The sequence below is a fragment of the Trinickia sp. genome (assembly GCF_051953955.1).
Taxonomy (GTDB): domain Bacteria; phylum Pseudomonadota; class Gammaproteobacteria; order Burkholderiales; family Burkholderiaceae; genus Trinickia.
Map to the genome: position 1 here is coordinate 36,478 of NZ_JBQCIF010000030.1, position 18,822 is coordinate 55,299.

Genomic DNA, 18,822 nt, shown 5'->3' on the forward strand with positions numbered 1-18,822 from the left:
TCAGATCCTCCCGCCGACGAGCCGCCGGGCCGCATCCACGATGTCGGCCACCTGCGGCACCGCAGCCTTTTCGAGCTGCGGGTTGTAGGGCAGCGGGCAGTCCGCGCCGCCGAGCCGAACGATCGGCGCATCGAGTGCATCGAACGCCTCGCCCTCGCTCACGATGGCCGCGATTTCCGAACCGATGCCCAGTTGCTGCACGCCCTCGTAGACACAGATCAGCCGAGCGGTTTTCCGCACGCTGTCGATGATCGCCTGCCGATCGATCGGACGGATGCTGCGCAGGTCGACGACCTCCGCATCGATGCCCTCTTGGGCCAGCACCTCGGCGGCCTCGACGGCGCGCACGCTCATGATCGACGTGGCAACGATCGTGACGTCCGCTCCTTCGCGCCGTATCACGGCCTTGCCGAGCGGCTCGACGTAATAGCCTTCGGGAACGACGCCCTTGCTCTTGTACAGCAGCTTGTGCTCGAAGATCATCACCGGATCGGGATCGTCGAGCGCAGCCAGCAACATCCCTTTGGCATCGTGCGGCGTGCTCGGTTGAACGACCTTGAGGCCCGGTACGTGGGCGAACCATGCTTCGAGGCTTTGGCTGTGCTGCGCCGCGGCGCCGGTGCCCGAGCCCGCGGGAAAGCGCATGACCACGGGAACCGAGACGCCTCCGCCGAGCATGTATCGCATCTTCGCTGCCTGATTGACGATCTGCTCCATCGCAAGCGTGGCGAAATCCGAAAACTGAAATTCATAGACGGGCCGCGAGCCGGTCATCGCCGCACCCACCGCGATGCCAGCGCCGGCGAGCTCGGCAATGGGCGTATCCATCACACGCTCGGGGCCGAAGCGCTCGTAAAGGCCGCCCGTCACTTGGAACGCGCCGCCGTATACGCCGATGTCCTCGCCCATCAGGAACACCCTATCGTCGCGCTCCAGCGCAATCGCCAGCGCTTCGTTGATTGCTTGGGCGTAAGTCAGTTCTCGCTCTTCGCTCGTTGCCGTGTTCGTTGCCGTGTTCGTTGCCGTGTTCATTGCCGCATTCCTTGTCGCGTCAGTTGCGGGGCGCCGGTATAGACATCGCGCGTCAGTTCCCCGATCTCCGGCGAGGGGCTCTCCTGCGCGAAATCGAGGCCCGCCTTGACCTCGTCTTCGACGTCGGCGCGCATGGCTTGCACCGTGGCCGCATCGATGAATCCATACTCGAGCAATTGCTTTTCGAAGAGCGTGATCGGATCGCGGGCCCCCCAAGCGTCGATTTCCTCCCGCGTCCGATAGCGATTGCGGTCGCTCTTCGAGTGGCCGCGGATTCGATAGGTCTCGCACTCGATGAGCGTGGGGCCGCCACCGGTCCGCGCTCGCGATATGGCCTGCTGCGCCGCCTGCAGCACATCGCTCAACCGGTTGCCGTCGATGGTCACGCCGGGCATGTCGTACGCCGCCGCACGTTGCGAGATGTGGCTGACCGCCGTGGAGCGCTCGACCGACATCGACATGCCGTACCGATTGTTTTCGCAGACGAAGATGACGGGCAAATCCCAGATCGCCGCGAAGTTCAGCGACTCGTGGAACGCGCCTTCATTGTTCGCCCCATCCCCGAAAAAGCACACCACGACGGAATCGCGGCCCTGCTTTTTGATCGAGAGCCCTGCCCCAACCGCGATGGGAAGCCCGCCGCCCACGATGCCGTTGGCCCCGAGATTGCCGCGGCTGACGTCGGCGATGTGCATCGAACCGCCGCGCCCGCGGCAGTAGCCCGTCTCCTTGCCGAAGAACTCCGCGAACATCCGCTTCGGATCCGCACCCTTGCCGATGCAATGCCCATGGCCGCGATGCGTCGACGTGATGTAGTCATCGTCGTTCAGCAGCATCGTCATGCCGATCGCCGAGGCTTCCTGCCCGATCGACAGATGCATCGTGCCGTGAATGAGGCCGCGCATGTAGGCCTGCTCCGCGCTCTCCTCGAAGCGACGAACGAGAATCATTTTTCGCAGCGCCTCGCGCAGCGCCGATTCGGAAACGGCACGGAATATCGCCGGCGTGCCGTCGACCTTGTCTTCAACATATCCCATGAATCGCTCCTCAAGCCGCGGCGCGACGCGCGCCCAGCACCAGTTCGTCTTGCAGCTGACGCAGCCGCACGATGGCCGCGTTCGGATCGACGGCGCAGTTCTGCCGCGTGAGCAGCTCGCCTTTCTTGATCGGCTGCTTGACGGTGCCGCCTTCGAGCAAGCCGCAGGGAAGCGCGTCCTTCGCCAACGCGTCGTCGGCCGCCAACGCCCAAGCGCGATAGGTGTATTCGCCGATCGCATCGAGATGCGCGCCCGGCTCGAGATCGCGTTTCGCCACGGCGCAAACCTCGACCACGGGCACCGGCAGCGGCCGCATGTCGGACTTGCCGTAGAGCACGGCGCGCGCACAGCTGAGCGGCACCTCGAGACTCGTCAGGTGATATGGGCGATAGAAGGTGTAGTACGGCCCCTTGCCGAGCTTGAGATCGTGCATGCGCTCGCGTAGACGCGGATGGGCCAACTCGGCCACGACGAATACGCCCGGCGCGACGCCCTTGCCGATCGTGTAATCGACCACGCCCTTGCGGCTCAGAATGCCGCCGTCCGCCACCGGGCACAGCACGTCGTGAAGCCGGTCCAGCGTTGCCGACGGGCCGTGCATCCCCGGGACGTCCGGCACGAGGCCCGTTGCGTTGCCGATTGCGGCCATTTCCACCGCGGTCTTAGAGCCATCGACGAATTCCACGAGCATGCGCGGGTTCATGTTGCGCGCCTTGGCTTCCGCGGCGTAGTCGTCCGGCGTCGCGTCGACATTGAGCGGATTGTTCTTGCCCTTGCCGGCGGCGACGATCGGATAGCCCAGCGCGCTCACGAAATCGATGAGCTCGATCGTGGAACTGGGCTCGTCGCCTGCGCCGAGCGTGTACACGACGCCCAGCCGTTCGGCCTCGCGGCGCAGGTACGCGCCGATGGTGACGTCGGCCTCGACGTTCATCATGACGAGATGCTTGCCGTGCTCCATGGCGAGCAGGCCGATTTGCGCGCCGACGGCCGGTTTGCCCGTCGCATCGATGACGACGTCGATCTGATCGTGCGTGCAGATCGACGCCGCGTCCTGCGTGATGGCGATGGAACCCGACTCGATCGCACGCGAGATGTCGCTTCCGCTTTCGACGACCCGATAGCCGTCGTCGGCTTGACGCGCCACGCGCACCGCGTCGCACGCGGCCTCCACGCGCAAATCGGCGATGGCACCGATCTGAAGGCCTTGCATGTGCGCCACTTGCGTGACGATGTCCGTCCCCATTTCTCCGGAGCCGATCAGGCCGATTCGGATGGGATTGCCCGCTTGCGCGCGAGCCTGCAGCGAGGCGGCGAGGCCGCTTGGGATGATGTTCAACATCAGCAAAATCTCCTGAGATGAGGGCCCGTACAGGCGCCGAACCGAGTTTCGACCGAGTGGCGGCGATCACCTCCAACGTGCTGCGCCATGCCGGCTCCGAGGTTGTTTGATGTACATTTGTCTTTTATACTAGTGATATGTTCACTCAAGAGCAAGCGTCGACCACGACGAAACGTCGTTTCTCAGGGTAAATTCGGATGGGGTGGGAAAAGCGAGGAAGCGAGGGCAGAACATCGCACGCCGCCGAGAAAGGCAGCGCGCAGAGGGGTTGCGCGTCGAGCGTACCGGGCCGGTTCGGCCCGTTCGGCCTGTCCGACTCAGCTCAGCAGCGCGGCGGCCGCATATTGATCGGTGATCAGGGTGGTGGGCGCGAGGAGATTGATCGATGCGCGAAGCGCGCGCACCTTCGTCATCCCGCCCGCCGCGATGATGCGCTGCGGCACTTCCTTGACGATGGGCAGCGGTACGGACATGACGCGCTCGTGGATCGGATGGTCGACGATTTGACCTTCCGCGTCGAGAAAGTTGAACAGCAGATCGCCAATCGCTCCGGCCGCGATCAACGACTCACGATCGCTGTCGGTGATGAAGTGAGAGCGATAGGCCGTCGCATCTTTGCCCATCCCTGCCGCGCCAAGAACGACCGCGTCCAGCGTGCGCGCCATGTCGAAGAGATCGCGCAACCCACAGCGTTCGATCAGCGTCGTGCGCGTCTGGGGGCTATCGACGACGATCGGCGCCGTCATCAGATGACAGTCGGCTTGATAGAGCGCGGCGAAGCGCCATGCGAACTCGGCGGGGTTGAATGCGCGCGCTTTCATGATGCCGCCGAGCAGCGATACGACCGAAACGTTCTCCACGGGTTTTTCGCTCATGTAGGCGAGCGCATTCACGAGTGTGCGCCCCCAGCCAACGCCGATACGCATGTCGGAACGCACCAGGTCGGAAAGATAGGCGCCCGCGGCCGCGCTGACGGGCCCGGTGGCATCCGCATCCGGCGAGGAGAGCGGAGCGACGATCGCCTCTCGCAAGCCGTACCGCTGCTCGAGCCTGCGCTCGAGATCGACGCATTCAGCGAGCCGATCCTGAATGACGATTCTGACTTCATTGCGCTCGCGCGCTTGCGCGAGCATGCGCACGACGGTGACGCGCCCGATACCCAGGCGCTGCGCGATTTCCTGCTGTGTCATCTCCTCGACGTAATACATCCAGGAAGCGCGCAAACGCAGCCGCTGAGCCGGATTTCGATCGTCGACATCGTCTTGGCGCAGCTTGTTCGTCGCTTTCGGCACCCCGTTTTCTCCCTATTGAAAGTGGCAGTCGAGTCAAGGCAATCGTGCTATCTTAACTTCGAACGCCGCATCGCCGAGGTAACATGGAAGCGAAGCCCTTGATTCCCCGTCATATCGGCCCGGATTTGAATCAAATCCATCTTGCGCTCGTCGATTGCGCCAGGCAGTTCCGTTACACGGCGCGCAACGTTCCGGGCACGGACTCGGCCGTAAGCGGAACGCCACCTCGGCAATCGGCGATCGGGCGCCCACCGCTGCCGCGTTTTCTCGGCTCGGTCGGGCACTTCGCCGATTCGCTGCTCGAAACGGCCGAAACTTATGCCGGCCACGCCATTCCGCCGCTGCAAGACCACTGGAAGCTTCCCGTCGATCTCGACATCGACGTCGAATCGCTCATGCATTGCGCTGACGATATGAAGCGCGTTCGAAGTTATTCGGCCGTCTATTACGCTGCTGCGAAGCGTTTCATTCTGCGCGCCGGCGCGGCGGACGTCTTGATCTTCGAACATCGCATCAACGAGGGATTCGTCGCGTTTTGCGACGCTTCTCGCGGCTTGTCGTCGTCCGAGGCAGTCATCGTCGCCCCGCCATTGCGCACCTTGGCCGAAGTGTGCCGAGTATTCGCGCGCCTGTGCCTATCGCTGATCGACAAACATCCCATCCGCAGTGCTCGGTTCGTCGAACTCCCGAACGTCCTCGCGCCTTGGTGGCTGGTCGCCGAGCCGAACGCTTACGTGTTCCTGCTGCTCGGGTTGCTCGGGTGCGCAAGAAGCGCCTGCCCGGATTCGCTCCCTGTCGATCCCGACCATGCGGTGAGCCTCGCCGCGGACATTCTCGGTGCCCGCGAGCCGAGATTTCGCGAGCTTCTACACGAGCGAAAATCGGAAGCGGCGCTCGAGCAAGAATTCGCATCGATCATGAAATTCCTTTGATGGGGGTTTTGGCATGCGCGAGCGCAGCACGACCATTGAAGGCCGCGGACGCAACGTTTGGCAAGCAGCCACCAGGCACTCGTCATTCAACGAGCTGCTTCACGAGCACTGCAAAGCGATGGCCTCGGATTTCGGCATCTCCGTCGAGATCAACGAGCGCGCGCTCGTGACCGCATTCTTCGGGTGGGCTCAAATCGTGGAGAGTCATGCTGCGGATCCCCGCCGCAAGACCCCGGATTATTTTCAGTTCCTCGTCGGGTCTCTGCTTGCGCGACTGCTGGCGGCGCATGCGATCGACGCGGTGCCCGGTATCGAGGGAGAGCAAGCGGCACGCAACGGCAACGCGATCGCAAAGTGGTGGCCAACGGGTTTTGCCTCGACGATGTTCTGCGTCGGACTCGTGCGCAAAGTCATCGCGCAGGAATGCGGCCAGTTCGTCGCTCCATCCGAAAAATTCGACGATATCAAGATCTGGCAATCGTTCCGCGAAAATCTGATCGAGGAACCGTCGATCGCCATTGCCTACTTCGACGACTTCATGGGTTCTTCGCCGAACTGGCATAACCCGTCCGTTTTTCGAGAACGGGCCGCCGCGCAGCGGTAGGCAGCGGGCGTAGCGCTTGCGTGCGAGCAACGTGTTGATCGCCACGCCGCTTTCCGCCGCCATGTCCTTGAAACTTCGCCCTTCTAGTTCGTGCGCGATAAACACTTCGCGCTGATTCGCCGGCAACTCGTCGAGCGCCGTCTGCAGCGCCTCGAGCACGACGCTGCGCGCGTAGAGCGCTTCGGGGCCGGCATCGTGAGCGGGCAGTGCGAGATCCAGCCTGTAGTCGTCTTCGTCCGCGATGGCATCACCGTCGGACAGATCGACGAGCGGTTGTTCCTCTTTCTTGCGGAAGCCGTCGATGATGCGGTTGCGGGCGACGCGAAAAAGCCACGCGCTTGCCTGTTCGATCGGCCCCGGCAGACGGTAGGCTCGGACGAATAAGTGGCTTAGCAGTTCGCTCAGCGAGACACGCTCTACCTCGAACGGGCGGCCTGCGACGCCTCGCGATAGAGCGAAACGCCCATTGCGACCCTTTTGGCCAAGGTGGGGTCATCTATCAGATGATGGCTGTCGATTACCTTTCCGTGCCGGTATGCAAGCGGATAAACATCGCTGCTCGTGAATATTCCGGCATTCTCGATGGTCGTATGGATCAGCACGAGGTTTCGGCCGCGGCCGTCGGTGAATACCAGGTCGGCCCGGTCGGGAGCATTCGTACCGTATTTGATGTGGACGATCGCGCGTATCCGCCCGCCGGGGATCGCGTACTCCTTGACCCTTCGATCATGCTGATCTTTCAGAAAAACCAGGCCTTTGTCGGCATCGCGTTCAATCACGTACGGGTCGTTGAGCGGCAGCGAGCATAAGGTCTCTGCGCGATAAGCGGCGCGTAGCGGGCCGGGCTCGTATGACGCAACCCAATCGACACCGTCGATGTCGCTAGGCTCGTGTTTGGTCGCGACCCAAGCCTTTTTGCGCATCTCGGCGGTAGAGGAACTTGCGGCTATGGCATGTCCCGCCGTAAAAGCGAGGCACACGGCGAGCGGCAGAAGTTTTTTCATCTTGGAGTTGGCGCACCCTCGCGCAGCTTGCGGCTTGGCATGCAAATATACGGACGCCCGAAGGAAGAATCAATCGTACTCGAGTCAGTGCGCGCGCAAACGACACCGACACCATGAGCAGGAACGAACGCAACCCAGCGGCGAAAACGCCGTCCGATGGCGGCCAAGCCGCAAAGGAGAGCACGATGAGTCAACGCTTCGACGCAATCATCATCGGTACCGGACAGGCCGGCCCCGCACTCGCCGCGAGGCTCTCAGGAGCGGGCATGAAAGTCGCCGTCATCGAACGGGCGCGGTTCGGCGGAACGTGCGTGAACACCGGCTGCATCCCAACCAAGACGCTCGTAGCCAGCGCTTATGCTGCCCATCTCGCCCGGCGAGCTGCCGAGTACGGCGTCATGATCGGTGGGCCGGTCACCGTCGACATGAAGCAGGTGAAGACGCGCAAAGATCAGATTTCGGAGCGCTCCAGCCGCAACGTCGAAAATTGGATGCGTGGCCTGGAGCACTGCACGGTCTATGAGGGCCATGCCCGCTTCGAAAGCGCGAATACCGTGCGAGTCGGCGGGGAATTGCTCGAAGCGGAACGGATCTTCATCAACGTCGGCGGACGGGCACTGATTCCGTCCATGCCAGGGCTCGATCAGGTGCCCTACCTCACGAATTCGACCATGATGGAAGTCGACTTCCTACCGGAGCACCTGATCGTAGTCGGCGGCAGCTACATCGGGCTCGAGTTCGGCCAAATGTACCGGCGCTTCGGGTCGCGCGTGACGATCGTGGAGAGGGGGCCGCGCCTCATTCCGCGCGAGGACGAGGACGTGTCGCAGGCCGTGCGGGAAATCCTCGAGGCCGAGGGGATCGATGTCCAACTCGACTCCAACTGCCTGAGCGCGCGACGCGATGGAGACAAGATCGTCGTCGGACTGGATTGCTCCGGCGGGGCACGGGAAGCCGCGGGCTCGCATCTTCTGCTCGCTGTCGGGCGCGCGCCGAACACCGACGATCTCGGGTTGGAGAAAGCCGGAGTTGCGACCAACGCGCACGGCTACATCGAGGTGGATGAACAGTTACGCACCAACGTCCCCGGCATTTGGGCACTGGGCGACTGCAACGGCCGCGGCGCGTTCACCCATACGTCGTACAACGACTACGAGATCGTTGCGGCCAACCTGCTCGACGACGACCCGCGCATGGTGTCCGACCGCATCCCGGTGTACGCGTTGTTCATCGATCCCCCGCTTGGCCGTGTCGGCATGACGCTCAATGAAGCGAAACAGTCAGGCCGTAAGCTGCTGGTGGGCACCCGGCCGATGACGCGCGTCGGACGCGCCGTGGAAAAAGGCGAGAGCCAGGGATTCATGAAAGTGATCGTCGATGCGGACACCCGGGCGATTCTCGGCGCCTCGATTCTTGGTGTGACCGGCGACGAAGTGGTGCATTCGCTGCTCGACGTGATGTACGCGAAAGCACCGTACACCACGATCAGCCGCGCGGTGCATATCCATCCGACCGTAAGCGAACTCGTGCCGACGATGCTTCAGGATTTGCAGCCTGTGGGGTAGCGCCACCGGTACTTCTGAGCCAGCTCATGAATGCTTGCACGGCTCGATCCTCGAACCGAGAAGCTGCGACGTAGGCGACATACCGCCAGGGCGGAAGCGCCGGCCCCTCAAAGGGACGCACGAGCCGCCCTTCTTCGATATCGTCCGCCACCAGGGCGGTGGGTCCCATTGCCACGCCGAGCCCGTCGAGTGCGCCTTGCAGCGTCAAATAGAAATGCTCGAGCGTGAGCGATCGTCGCGGCTTCAGATCGGCATGGCCGGCTTGCGCGAGCCAATCGGGCCACATGCTGGGGTAGGTTGCGGCATGCAGGAGCGTGAAGTGGGCCAGGTCGCTCGGCTTTTTCAGCGGCTTGCCCTCGAGAATCTTCGGTGAACACACCGGAAGACGCACCTCGGAAAGAAATTCCTCGGCGACATATCCGTCGATATTTTGTGGGCCGCCTCGAATGATGATGTCGATATCGTCGCGCAACTTTTCGATCGGCTCGCTCGAGGTCGAAAGCCGTACCTCGATTGTCGGATTGACGACCTGAAAAGAAGAGAGCCGCGGCACGAGCCAGCGCAAGGAGAAAGTGGCCGGCGCGCTTACGCGTAGCACTTTCTGTTGCCCGCGCTGCATCTGCTGCGCGGTAGCGATCGCGATACGATCAAACGAGGCTCCGATCTCCGCAAGATAGCTGCTCCCAGCGTCGGTCAACACGACTCGCCTGTTATATCGCTCGAACAAGGGATGCCCAAGCCACAACTCTAGCTGCTGGACGTGCCTGCTGATCGCGCCATGCGTCACGCACAACTCATCCGCGGCGAGTGAAAAACTGCTTAGGCGCGCAGCCGCCTCGAAAGCACGTAGCGAATTCAACGGTGGAAGTTTGCGGGCCATCATTCGTTCGCGTGAAAATTTCTCACATGACTCGTCAGGTTTAATCGTTTGATTCCATGTACTACTACGGCCTATATTCCGGGTAAATGGTCATCAGTAACGAATGACCGTGTCTCAAATTCTCACACGGACTGTACTACACAATGCCGAATATCGTGGTGGTCGGCGCCCAATGGGGCGATGAAGGAAAAGGACGTCTCGTGGATTGGCTGGCCGCAGAGGCAGACATCGTGGCGCGCTACAACGGCGGTCACAATGCGGGGCACACGCTCGTCGTGGATGGAAAAACCTATAAGCTCGCGCTGCTTCCGAGCGGCCTCGTCAGAGGGAAATGTGGCGTGATCGGAAATGGCGTCGCGCTTGATCCTGAGGCGCTGCTCGCCGAGATCGCTCGCATGGAACAACTCGGCCTGACCGTGACGCCCGACAACCTCGCAATCGCGGAAAATGCAACGCTCGTGTTGCCCATCCATCGAGCAGTGGATCTCGCACAGGAGAAACTGCGGCGCGAACCCATCGGGACCACCCTGCGAGGGATCGGCCCAGCATACGAGGACAAGGTCGGTCGTCGCGGCCTGCGGGTTTGCGATCTTGCCGACCCAGACGCAATGGCGCAAAAGCTCGAAGCATTGGTTGATCATCACAACGCCTGGTTCAAAGGACTCGGGCTCGATGGGTTTTCCGCGGATTCCATGTTGGCGGCCCTCCGTGACATCGCGCCCCGAGTGCTTCGGTTCGTCCGCCCCGTATGGGCATACCTCAACGAAGCGATCGACGAGGGCAAGAAGATTCTCTTCGAGGGTTCGCAAGCAGCCATGCTCGACGTCGATTGGGGCACGTATCCTTACGTCACGTCCTCCAGCACGATCGCCGCAGCGGCGGCCACGGGGGCGGGGGTCGGCGCTTCGCGGCTCGGGCATGTACTCGGAGTCACCAAGGCCTACGCGACCCGAGTGGGCGAGGGTCCCTTTCCGAGCGAGCTTTGGAATGAGATTGGCGCAATGCTCAGGGACAAAGGCCGCGAATTCGGTGTGAACACCGGGCGACCACGCCGCTGTGGCTGGTTGGACGGCGCACAATTGCGGCAAAGCGTGAAGGTTTCGGGCATCGATTCATTGGCCCTAACGAAGCTGGACGTGCTGGACGGACTCGACTTCATCGAAGTGTGTATCGGCTATGACATCGACGGACGGCGCGCCGATTTCTTACCGGCGAGCCTAGCGGCCCAATCGCGCGCGAAACCGGTGTATGAACGCTTCAAGGGATGGTCAGTGCCGGTCAAAGGTCAAAGGCACTTCGACGATCTACCGAGGGAAGCACGCGATTTCGTGAAAGGCGTCGAAGCGATCGCCGGCGCTCCGCTATCCCTGATCACGACGGGCCCGGAGCGCAACGATACGATCGTGCGGCGCGATCCGTATCAGGCGTAGCAGCCGGGTCGCGATTCAAGTCCCGGCCAACGCATTCTGTACGACCGCGGAGGTCGAAATCTGCTGGAGATCCCGATGAACCTCGCCGACTTCATTGATGCCGATCTTCCCGGTCTGGTGGACGACTGGACCACTTATGCGCTCGCGCTCGTCAGGAGGACAGCCAGTTGACGGAAGCACAGTTGCGTAATTCGGCGGCTGACATCCTCACGGCGATCGCGACGGACATGCGTGAGACGCAGAGCGCCGCGCAGCAGGAAACCAAATCGCGCGGCGATAAGGACGCCCCGAATTCCAACTTCGACCGGGTAGCGCGCCTGCACGCGGACGATCACCTGTCGCACGGATTCAGCATCGACGATGTGGTCGCCGAGTTCCGTTCCCTGCGCGCCACGGTGCTGCGCCGCTGGCAGAAAACCTCGCCGGGCGGCACCGCGCAGTTGCAGGCTTGGCTGGGCTCCCAAATCCAATACGTTGCCCCCCACTTGCTGCCCTCGATAACCGGCATCGGTTCTCCTTGCTTGAAATATCGCCGGCTGTTTTGCATGGCGTGCGTATACCACCAGCCGGCTTCCGGGCAGGGATTTCCACCGCGCACGCTTTGGCGCTGCTTGCCCGGGCGGGGCGGCACGACTTTGGGCGGCTCGGGGATCGGCTGCGCATTGGGCAGGTCGAAGATTCACTCCTTTGATGAAGCCCCATCGATGGACCTTCGTACCGGGGCGTAACTCGCGATACATCGCGGTGAGTTCTCCCCTCTCGTTTTCTTCGAAGGAAACGGGATCAGCTGCTGGATGCAATGGATAAATGACTTGCCTTCAGCAAGCGACAGTCCCACGTCCTCAGAGGTCTGGGGTCCTCAGGGACCCGGTTGCGCCACATGACCTCGATTCGCTTGACCACGCTCCCATCGCCAACTTCAAAACTCAAGAACGATCGCGCGCATGGCGGCTCCCGTCTCATGGTTAGAGTAGAGAGACGATACCCCTCCGTATGACCTCTTCCCAGGCTTTTTAACGGCTTCGCTTCGTGTTCGCAAATTCCTCCTGCAGTGACCTTAAAATATGCGAACGAGAAGACGGTGCGTGAAAATCATCTATACGGGACGCGGTTCCGGGCGCTGCGAGCTAGCTTTCATCCGGTATGGGAATGCGTGACGAGAGCTTCACTTCGCGCAGCGCCAGATTCGACTGAATTGACGCAACGCCGGCTTGCCGCCGCAACACGCGTTCAACGAACTCACCATACGCATCGAGATCGGGTGCAACGACTTGCAAGATGTAGTCAGCGTCGCCGGTAATCTTGTGACACGACAGAACTTCGGGCCGACCACGGATCACAGCTTCGAAGTTGTCAGCCGTTTTGTCCGAGTGAATATTGATTCGGATCTGCACAAAGGCGAGCAGATCCAGGCCGACCGCGCGCCGATCGATGTTCGCGTGATAACCCGTAATCACGCCCGCGTCTTCGAGGTGCTTCCTCCGCCTCCAGCAGGGCGTCACGCTCAGCGAGAGCCTCTCTCCCAGGGCTGCATTCGACAGCGAGCCATCATCCTGAAGCAGGCGCAACATTGAACGGTCGACCGTATCCATTTCCACCTTTGGACCTTTTGTGCTCACTTTCCGCGTTTCGTAGATAAATTATCCACTAGTCTAGCCTCAGCCGATATGGAAAGCAAAATCTTTGCACCCGGTCGTCCGTAGACTGTTTGCTACCGTCAACCGGGTAGTCAAACATGCTCACCATCTACAGCAGCGATCATCGCTTGCATCACGGCGTCGAACTCAAGGACGGCGTCGTTTCTGAATCATTCGAAAAACCCGCCCGTGCCGAGACCGTTCTTGCGCAGGTTATGGCCACAGGATTGGGCGACGTCATCGCTCCGAAATCGTACGACCGCTCAGCCTATATCGGCGCGCACAGCGAGCGGTACGTCGAATTTTTGGCAACCGCATGGAGCGAATGGATGGAAACCGGCCGCACCTGCCAGGCGCTGCCGCTCGTATGGCCCGTAAGCGGATTGCCCAGCCACGAACTGCCACAATTCATAGACGGGAAGCTTGGCTTCTTTTCGATGGATGCAGGCTCACCCATTAACGCCGGCACATGGGGCGCGGTGTGCGCGAGCGCGAACTCTGCGTTGACCGGCGCGGATCGCCTCTCCACCGGCTCGCGCGCGGCGTTCGCTCTATGCCGCCCCCCCGGCCATCACGCCGGTCGTGAATACATGGGTGGCTATTGCTACTTGAACAACGCAGCGATCGCAGCACAACGATGCATTGAGCAAGGCGCCAAGCGCGTGGTCGTGCTCGATGTCGATTTTCACCATGGGAACGGCACACAGGAGATCTTCTACGACCGTTCCGATGTCCTGTTCATATCGTTGCACGGCGATCCGGCAGTGAGTTTCCCGTATTTCTCGGGCTATGCCGATGAGCGAGGCGTCGGGGCGGGAGAGGGCTTCAATCTGAACCTGGGTTTGCCGAAGGGCACGGCGATGACCGAATACGAGGCCGCGCTGCGTCTGGCCGGCTCCGCGATTGCGCGGCATGCACCCGATGCGCTGGTCGTTTCGCTAGGCGTCGATACGTTCGAGCACGATCCCATCAGTCACTTTCGCTTGCGTACACCCGATTACCTGCGCATCGGGGCAACCATCGCGCGGTTCGGATTCCCCGCGCTATTCGTGATGGAGGGCGGCTACATGGTGGATGAGATCGGGATCAACGCGGTAAACGTCCTACTTGGCTTCGAGGGCAAAGTGTGACGAGGCTTGGGGCAGCTACGCCGCGCTATATGAAACTCAGGAAAACTCAGAGGGACTAAACATGACGCGATATATCGATGTCAACGATGTTTCGAAATTGATCCACGAAGTAGGCGTAACGGGTGTCATCGCCTCGATGGCGAGCTACATCGAGCAAGACTATCGGCGCTGGAATACGTTTGAAAAGACAGCTCGGCTAGCGAGTCATTCGCTCGACGGGGTCATCGAACTCATGCCCACGTCGGACGCAAAACTGTACTCGTTCAAGTACGTCAACGGCCATCCGAAGAATACCAAGGCGGACTTGCTGACGGTGATGGCCTTCGGCGTGCTCGCGGATGTCGATACAGGCTACCCTTTGCTTCTTAGCGAAATGACGCTGACGACTGCAATTCGTACTGCCGCGACCTCCGTGCTCTTCGCGCGTTTTCTAGCAAGAAAGGACTCGCGCTCGATGGCGTTGATCGGCAACGGTGCGCAAAGCGAATTCCAAGCCATCGCCTTTCACGAGATGCTGGGTATCGACGAAATTCGCGTATTCGATGTCGATGAAGCGGCGACCGAGAAGCTCGCGCGCAATCTGAAGCGCTTTAGGGACCTTCGTATCGTTCGCAGCGGCTCCACCGCGGAAGCCGTGCGCGGCGCGGACATCGTGACGACAGTGACGGCGGACAAGACCAATGCGACGATTTTGACGCCAGACATGCTCGAAGCGGGCGTACATATCAACGCCGTAGGTGGCGATTGTCCGGGTAAGACGGAACTGCATGCGGATGTCCTGCGGCGCGCACGTGTCATCGTCGAATATGAGCCGCAAACGCGCATCGAGGGCGACATTCAGCAATTGCCGGCCGAGTTCCCCGTTGTCGAGTTTCATCGAATCGTATCTGGCGAAGATAAGGGCAGAGAGTCGCCCGAGCAGGTAACGGTGTTCGATTCCGTAGGCTTTGCGCTGGAAGACTTCTCGGCGCTTCGCTATCTCTATGCTGCCGCGCGAGAGCGGAACATCGGCATTGAACTCGATCTCATTCCGGCACCGCACGATCCGAAAGATTTGTACGGCATGGCAGTAAGCAGCGCGCTTGGCGAGCACGCGAAGCCAATTTCATCGGCACAGGCAGTTGTTCGCCATTGAAGGCACGAAAAATCCGCGCGCGCACCCGTGCATGCGCGCGCATCAAAGGAGACATGGGAATGAGACAAAACACACTGGGCCACCTGATCGCAACGGCGGTCCTTACGCTTCCTTTCGCAGCGAATGCTGATGACATCGTGCGCATTGGCCATGTTGGACCGCTTACCGGCGCAATCGCCCATCTCGGCAAAGACAGCGAGAACGGTGCTCGCCTCGCCATTGAGGAAATTAACGCCAAGGGGCTTGTCGTCGGCGGAAAGCGCGTGACGCCGCAACTGGATCCCCAAGATGACGCGGGAGATCCTCGCACTGCCACACAGGTTGCTCAGAAGCTCGTCGACGATAAGGTGGTGGGCGTGGTTGGTCACTTGAACTCGGGTACGACCATCCCCGCGTCGCGGATCTACAAGGAAGCCGGCGTGGTCGAAATTTCTCAGGCCGCGACGAATCCTGCATACACGCAGCAAGGATTCAATACGACGTATCGCGTCGTCGCGACGGATTCCCAGCAAGGTCCTGCGCTGGCGATGTATGCGGCGAAGAGCTTGGGGGTGAAGACCGTGGCGATCGTCGACGATGCGACCGCGTATGGACAGGGGCTTGCCGATCAATTCGCAAAGGCGGCCAGCGCCGTTGGCGTAAAAGTGTTGTCGCGAGACGCAACGAATGACAAGGCCGTCGATTTTCGAGCAATCGCAACCAAGATCAAGGGCGAAAATCCCGACGCGATCATGTATGGCGGCATGGACGCAACGGGTGGACCGTTCGCTAAACAGGCGCGGCAGCTGGGCGTGAGAGCGAAGATTCTCGGCGGCGATGGTGTTTGCTCGACCGATGTGGTCAAGCTCGCCGGGCTGGCAGCGGACAACATTGTGTGCTCGGAGGCAGGCATGGCCCTCGAGAAAATGCCGGGCGGAGTAGAGTTTGCGCGGAAATACGAGGCGCGTTTCCACCAGCCGCTGCAGGTCTACGCTCCGTTTTCTTACGATGCGGTCTACATTATCGTCGACGCGATGAAGCGAGCAGATTCGATCGATCCGACTAAAATCCTCGCAGCGATGCCGTCCACAGACTACAAGGGCGTGATTGGCGAAACGAGCTTTACGCCGCAGGGGGATCTCCGGCATGGTGCGATATCTATCTTTTCTTATAGGGATGGCAAGAAGGTTCTTCTTGACGTGGTTCGAATGTAATGCAGTGTAGGCGACGACGGGGTGTTCGCTGAAATGGGAGCACCTCGACGAACGGTCAAATGGCGCTCCGATATGGACATTGCAGATAGGCTATTAAGATAACTGGAGTTAGCACGCGTGGCGATTGTGGTCAATGACCTATGCCCTCCTGCTTCAAATTTCCTATGCAATCCCTTCGCGTTCGCGATTCCTTTTCTTGCGACGTTTGAAAACTCATGCGTCGTGGTCAAAGTTCGATGCGAATCGCACCTCCGGGAGGGGATCTGCTTTTGATCCATCAAGGAGATCCATCAGTTCGGGGTTATCCGGTGTTGAGATCCGCAAATTCCGCTAGCGATGATCACGAAATGTGCTAGCGAGAAGGCATCTCAAGCCTTTGATTTCATTAAATTTCTTCTTCCTACGGGTGTCACTCGCGAATTGGCGATTAAGCCACAATATTTGCAGCGCCATTCAGGAAACCTGATAGCAGCCGAATCGTCGTCTCAAATTGCGCTAACAACGGTTTCTCGCGAAGGCGCTGTGCCCTCTCGGCCACGTTCACCGAGCGCGACGGCGATGTCGCGCTCGGGCCCGGCCCTCTGGGCATCAAGTCGATCGAGCGCTCGCAGCGCTGCGATGACGGCATGTCTGCCGCCGCACGGCTGCATTTGGACATAGCCGATGCTAGCGGGTTTCGTGCATACCGCTAGCGCGTTTCGTGATCATCGCTAGCGGAATAATTGGCATGGAAGATTTCTCGGTGGCCGACCACTCGAGACTCGGCGAACTTGCGGCGTGATGCCGAACTCGTCCATGCGACGCCGGATCCATAGGATCAACCGCTCGCGGGCCTCTTCGTCCCGAATCCTTCCCTTCATCATTGGCGAGAATTCCTACCTGCCGAAACCGACCGCTCGACCGAATGCGTAGATCAAAGCGCACGGCGATGCCGTACTGAAGAAGCAGCTAGGTTATTCGAGCGCACCAGCACTTAACCAACACGCCCAACGATGGCAGCCGTGGCGAGCTTATGCAACGTTGCACGTTTGGCGTCGCCACGAAGCGCAACGCGAATAACCCCAGTCTGCCGAGTTCACGGCCCGTAGAGCGAAGGTGCCTTGAGTGTCCCGGGCGAGGCGATCTTTAACGGCCCCGATCTCCATCGCGACGAAGCATTGTCGCGCGGTTCACTCGTGCACCCGCCACTCGCAGCCTTGCAGAAGTGACGAATGCAAGTGCCTATTGTTATTCAACCACTGGATCGACATATTCAATGAACGTAATCGAACTGCTCGTGCTTGCTGCTATCTGGGGCGCATCGTTTCTTTTTATGCGTGTGGCGGCACCGGAGCTCGGTGTTGTTTTTCAGGCTGGTTGAGCGTGTCGGTGCCGCATACGCTGCGTCTGTCACTTTTCTCATCCCTATCTTTGGAATGATCTGGGGCGCGGCTTTCCTGGGGGAGGCGATCACATTGGTGATGATCGCTGGATGCGCGATCGTGCTCTTCGGAACAGCTTTGGCGAGCGGAAGGCTCGGGTGGATGCTGGCCCGTAGCGCATGACCGTCCGCTCTGGAGGGCGGCGTAGGACCGTTGTGGGTCGACAGCTGTCCGACGCGGCCCGGACTATGGCCGACTTCGCCCGCTGGTCGACGTCTGGCCGGGGTCGGTCAGGAACAGACATCTACGACGATTTATTGAAAGGCCGTTTCCGACTCACAAAGGGACGCATGCGGTAGATGTCGCGTCCCTCCGACGCTCTCTCAGTAAGCATCTGACTTGTACCGTTCCCCGTGTCGAAATTCGCGTACCTTATCGCGTTCTACCGTCAGTCGGTCATGTACGCGCGCCACGGCGTTGAAATCGAGCCGGGCACCATGGGCTACTGGCTGGGCAGTCTCCGCACGCATCAATCCCATTCGCGGACAGTTCACATCGTTGTCGTCAACGAAATTTGCGACGGTGCTAATTTCCATCAGATCAACGCGGCCGTATGGCTATAGCCGTTCAATAGCACCGTCCACGATGGCGTGCCATTCATCAGCGGAGGTCATCGAGACCGGCGTTGGGCCCTGGCAGGCGCTGGCAATCACCACGTCGGGATCGAGTTCGCGCAACAGGCCAAGACTGGCTCTGAGACTGGATTTTCGCCCTCCCGAGAGGGGCCAGATCAGCGTTCCCCAAGACTGCCCCTTGGGGAAGAGCGAATCACCGGTGAAGAGATAGGTCTTGCCGTGCGGCGAGCGGTACATGAAGCAGGTGCTGCCCGAGGTGTGCCCCGGCGTCGGAATGACCTCGATGTTGCCCAGGTGCGTCTCGCGCGCGTCGAAGGTCACGTCGATGGGGCTGTACGACTTGACCGCCTTGGCCTCCAGCTTGTGGCAGCACAGGGCCGACCCGAACGTCTGCTTGATCGTTGCCAGTGCCGGCCCGGCCTCGTCCCGGTGGGACAGGTACTGGCGGACGATCCCGCCCAGATCCTTGATCGGCTGCAGCTCCTCCAAGACACCGGTGCCGTAAAACAGGATGTTGCCTTCCGGCCGCGTCAGCAGATAGGCGTGCGAGGTGACGCCGTGGAACGGATGTTCCGTCTGCGTCTGCCAGAGGTCAGGGAAGAGCTGCTGCATG

15 protein-coding genes and 3 pseudogenes are annotated in these 18,822 nt (G+C 60.8%); 9 read left to right on the forward strand and 9 right to left on the reverse strand.

The genetic code is table 11. The features are described 5' to 3' along the window. The 4 genes from ACTHNZ_RS06140 to ACTHNZ_RS06155 form a co-directional block, all read right to left on the reverse strand. Nucleotides 1–1,032: an alpha-ketoacid dehydrogenase subunit beta gene (locus ACTHNZ_RS06140; protein WP_440541613.1), complete on the reverse strand. Its 1,032-nt coding sequence runs from the start codon at nucleotides 1,030–1,032 to the stop codon at nucleotides 1–3. After that, a complete protein-coding gene (locus ACTHNZ_RS06145) occupies nucleotides 1,029–2,069 on the reverse strand; it encodes a thiamine pyrophosphate-dependent dehydrogenase E1 component subunit alpha (protein WP_440541614.1) in 1,041 nt (346 codons plus the stop codon). The genes ACTHNZ_RS06140 and ACTHNZ_RS06145 overlap by 4 nt, the downstream gene beginning before the upstream one ends. 10 nt (nucleotides 2,070–2,079) lie before the next feature. After that, nucleotides 2,080–3,411, reverse strand: coding sequence for an NAD(P)H-dependent oxidoreductase (locus ACTHNZ_RS06150; RefSeq protein ID WP_440541615.1), 1,332 nt, complete (start codon nucleotides 3,409–3,411; stop codon nucleotides 2,080–2,082). 317 nt (nucleotides 3,412–3,728) lie between these two features. Continuing rightward, nucleotides 3,729–4,703, reverse strand: a complete 975-nt coding sequence (locus ACTHNZ_RS06155; RefSeq protein ID WP_440541616.1) for a sugar-binding transcriptional regulator — start codon at nucleotides 4,701–4,703, stop codon at nucleotides 3,729–3,731. Nucleotides 4,704–4,786: 83 nt separating this feature from the next. Between ACTHNZ_RS06155 and ACTHNZ_RS06160 the strand changes: the two genes are divergently transcribed. Then, nucleotides 4,787–5,635 carry a hypothetical protein gene (locus ACTHNZ_RS06160; RefSeq protein ID WP_440541617.1) on the forward strand — a complete coding sequence of 283 codons (849 nt, stop codon included), beginning with the start codon at nucleotides 4,787–4,789 and terminating at the stop codon, nucleotides 5,633–5,635. Nucleotides 5,636–6,245: 610 nt separating this feature from the next. Here the strand turns inward: ACTHNZ_RS06160 and ACTHNZ_RS06165 are convergent. Both ACTHNZ_RS06165 and ACTHNZ_RS06170 read right to left on the reverse strand, forming a co-directional pair. After that, nucleotides 6,246–6,626, reverse strand: a pseudogene (locus tag ACTHNZ_RS06165) (sigma-70 family RNA polymerase sigma factor); the annotation flags it as partial. A 29-nt stretch (nucleotides 6,627–6,655) separates the two neighbouring features. Continuing rightward, nucleotides 6,656–7,243, reverse strand: coding sequence for a hypothetical protein (locus ACTHNZ_RS06170; protein WP_440541618.1), 588 nt, complete (start codon nucleotides 7,241–7,243; stop codon nucleotides 6,656–6,658). A 185-nt stretch (nucleotides 7,244–7,428) separates the two neighbouring features. On the opposite strand from ACTHNZ_RS06170, the gene ACTHNZ_RS06175 reads away from it, so the two are divergent. After that, nucleotides 7,429–8,808, forward strand: coding sequence for an FAD-containing oxidoreductase (locus ACTHNZ_RS06175; protein WP_440541619.1), 1,380 nt, complete (start codon nucleotides 7,429–7,431; stop codon nucleotides 8,806–8,808). Here ACTHNZ_RS06175 and gcvA read toward each other — a convergent pair. Further along, the gene (gene gcvA, locus ACTHNZ_RS06180; RefSeq protein WP_440541620.1) at nucleotides 8,729–9,688 is read right to left on the reverse strand and encodes a transcriptional regulator GcvA; all 960 of its coding nucleotides are present in this window, start codon (nucleotides 9,686–9,688) and stop codon (nucleotides 8,729–8,731) included. The two genes, ACTHNZ_RS06175 and gcvA, sit on opposite strands and share 80 nt — an antisense overlap. Before the next feature lie 143 nt (nucleotides 9,689–9,831). Here gcvA and ACTHNZ_RS06185 point away from each other — a divergent pair, with 143 nt between their 5' ends. Next, complete coding sequence (locus ACTHNZ_RS06185) at nucleotides 9,832–11,118, forward strand: adenylosuccinate synthase (protein ID WP_440541621.1); 1,287 nt, start codon at nucleotides 9,832–9,834, stop codon at nucleotides 11,116–11,118. A 167-nt stretch (nucleotides 11,119–11,285) separates the two neighbouring features. Continuing rightward, nucleotides 11,286–11,846 (forward strand): hypothetical protein, encoded by a 561-nt coding sequence (locus ACTHNZ_RS06190; protein WP_440541622.1) that lies wholly within the window; start codon nucleotides 11,286–11,288, stop codon nucleotides 11,844–11,846. Nucleotides 11,847–12,245: 399 nt separating this feature from the next. Here the strand turns inward: ACTHNZ_RS06190 and ACTHNZ_RS06195 are convergent, their stop codons facing one another. Continuing rightward, nucleotides 12,246–12,710, reverse strand: a complete 465-nt coding sequence (locus ACTHNZ_RS06195) for an Lrp/AsnC family transcriptional regulator (protein WP_440541623.1) — start codon at nucleotides 12,708–12,710, stop codon at nucleotides 12,246–12,248. A gap of 143 nt (nucleotides 12,711–12,853) precedes the next feature. Here ACTHNZ_RS06195 and ACTHNZ_RS06200 point away from each other — a divergent pair, with 143 nt between their 5' ends. The 5 genes and pseudogenes from ACTHNZ_RS06200 to ACTHNZ_RS06220 form a co-directional block, all read left to right on the forward strand. Next, nucleotides 12,854–13,885 (forward strand): histone deacetylase family protein, encoded by a 1,032-nt coding sequence (locus ACTHNZ_RS06200; RefSeq protein WP_440541624.1) that lies wholly within the window; start codon nucleotides 12,854–12,856, stop codon nucleotides 13,883–13,885. Between the two features lie 61 nt (nucleotides 13,886–13,946). Continuing rightward, nucleotides 13,947–15,020, forward strand: coding sequence for an ornithine cyclodeaminase (locus tag ACTHNZ_RS06205; protein ID WP_440541711.1), 1,074 nt, complete (start codon nucleotides 13,947–13,949; stop codon nucleotides 15,018–15,020). A gap of 59 nt (nucleotides 15,021–15,079) precedes the next feature. Further along, complete coding sequence (locus ACTHNZ_RS06210) at nucleotides 15,080–16,213, forward strand: branched-chain amino acid ABC transporter substrate-binding protein (protein ID WP_440541625.1); 1,134 nt, start codon at nucleotides 15,080–15,082, stop codon at nucleotides 16,211–16,213. Nucleotides 16,214–17,550: 1,337 nt separating this feature from the next. Next, a pseudogene (locus ACTHNZ_RS06215) lies at nucleotides 17,551–17,757 on the forward strand (EamA family transporter); the annotation flags it as partial. Between the two features lie 215 nt (nucleotides 17,758–17,972). Continuing rightward, nucleotides 17,973–18,095, forward strand: a pseudogene (locus ACTHNZ_RS06220) (IS66 family transposase); the annotation flags it as partial. A gap of 96 nt (nucleotides 18,096–18,191) precedes the next feature. Here the strand turns inward: ACTHNZ_RS06220 and ACTHNZ_RS06225 are convergent. Continuing rightward, nucleotides 18,192–18,821, reverse strand: coding sequence for an MBL fold metallo-hydrolase (locus ACTHNZ_RS06225; RefSeq protein ID WP_440541626.1), 630 nt, complete (start codon nucleotides 18,819–18,821; stop codon nucleotides 18,192–18,194). Nucleotide 18,822 lies beyond the last annotated feature (1 nt).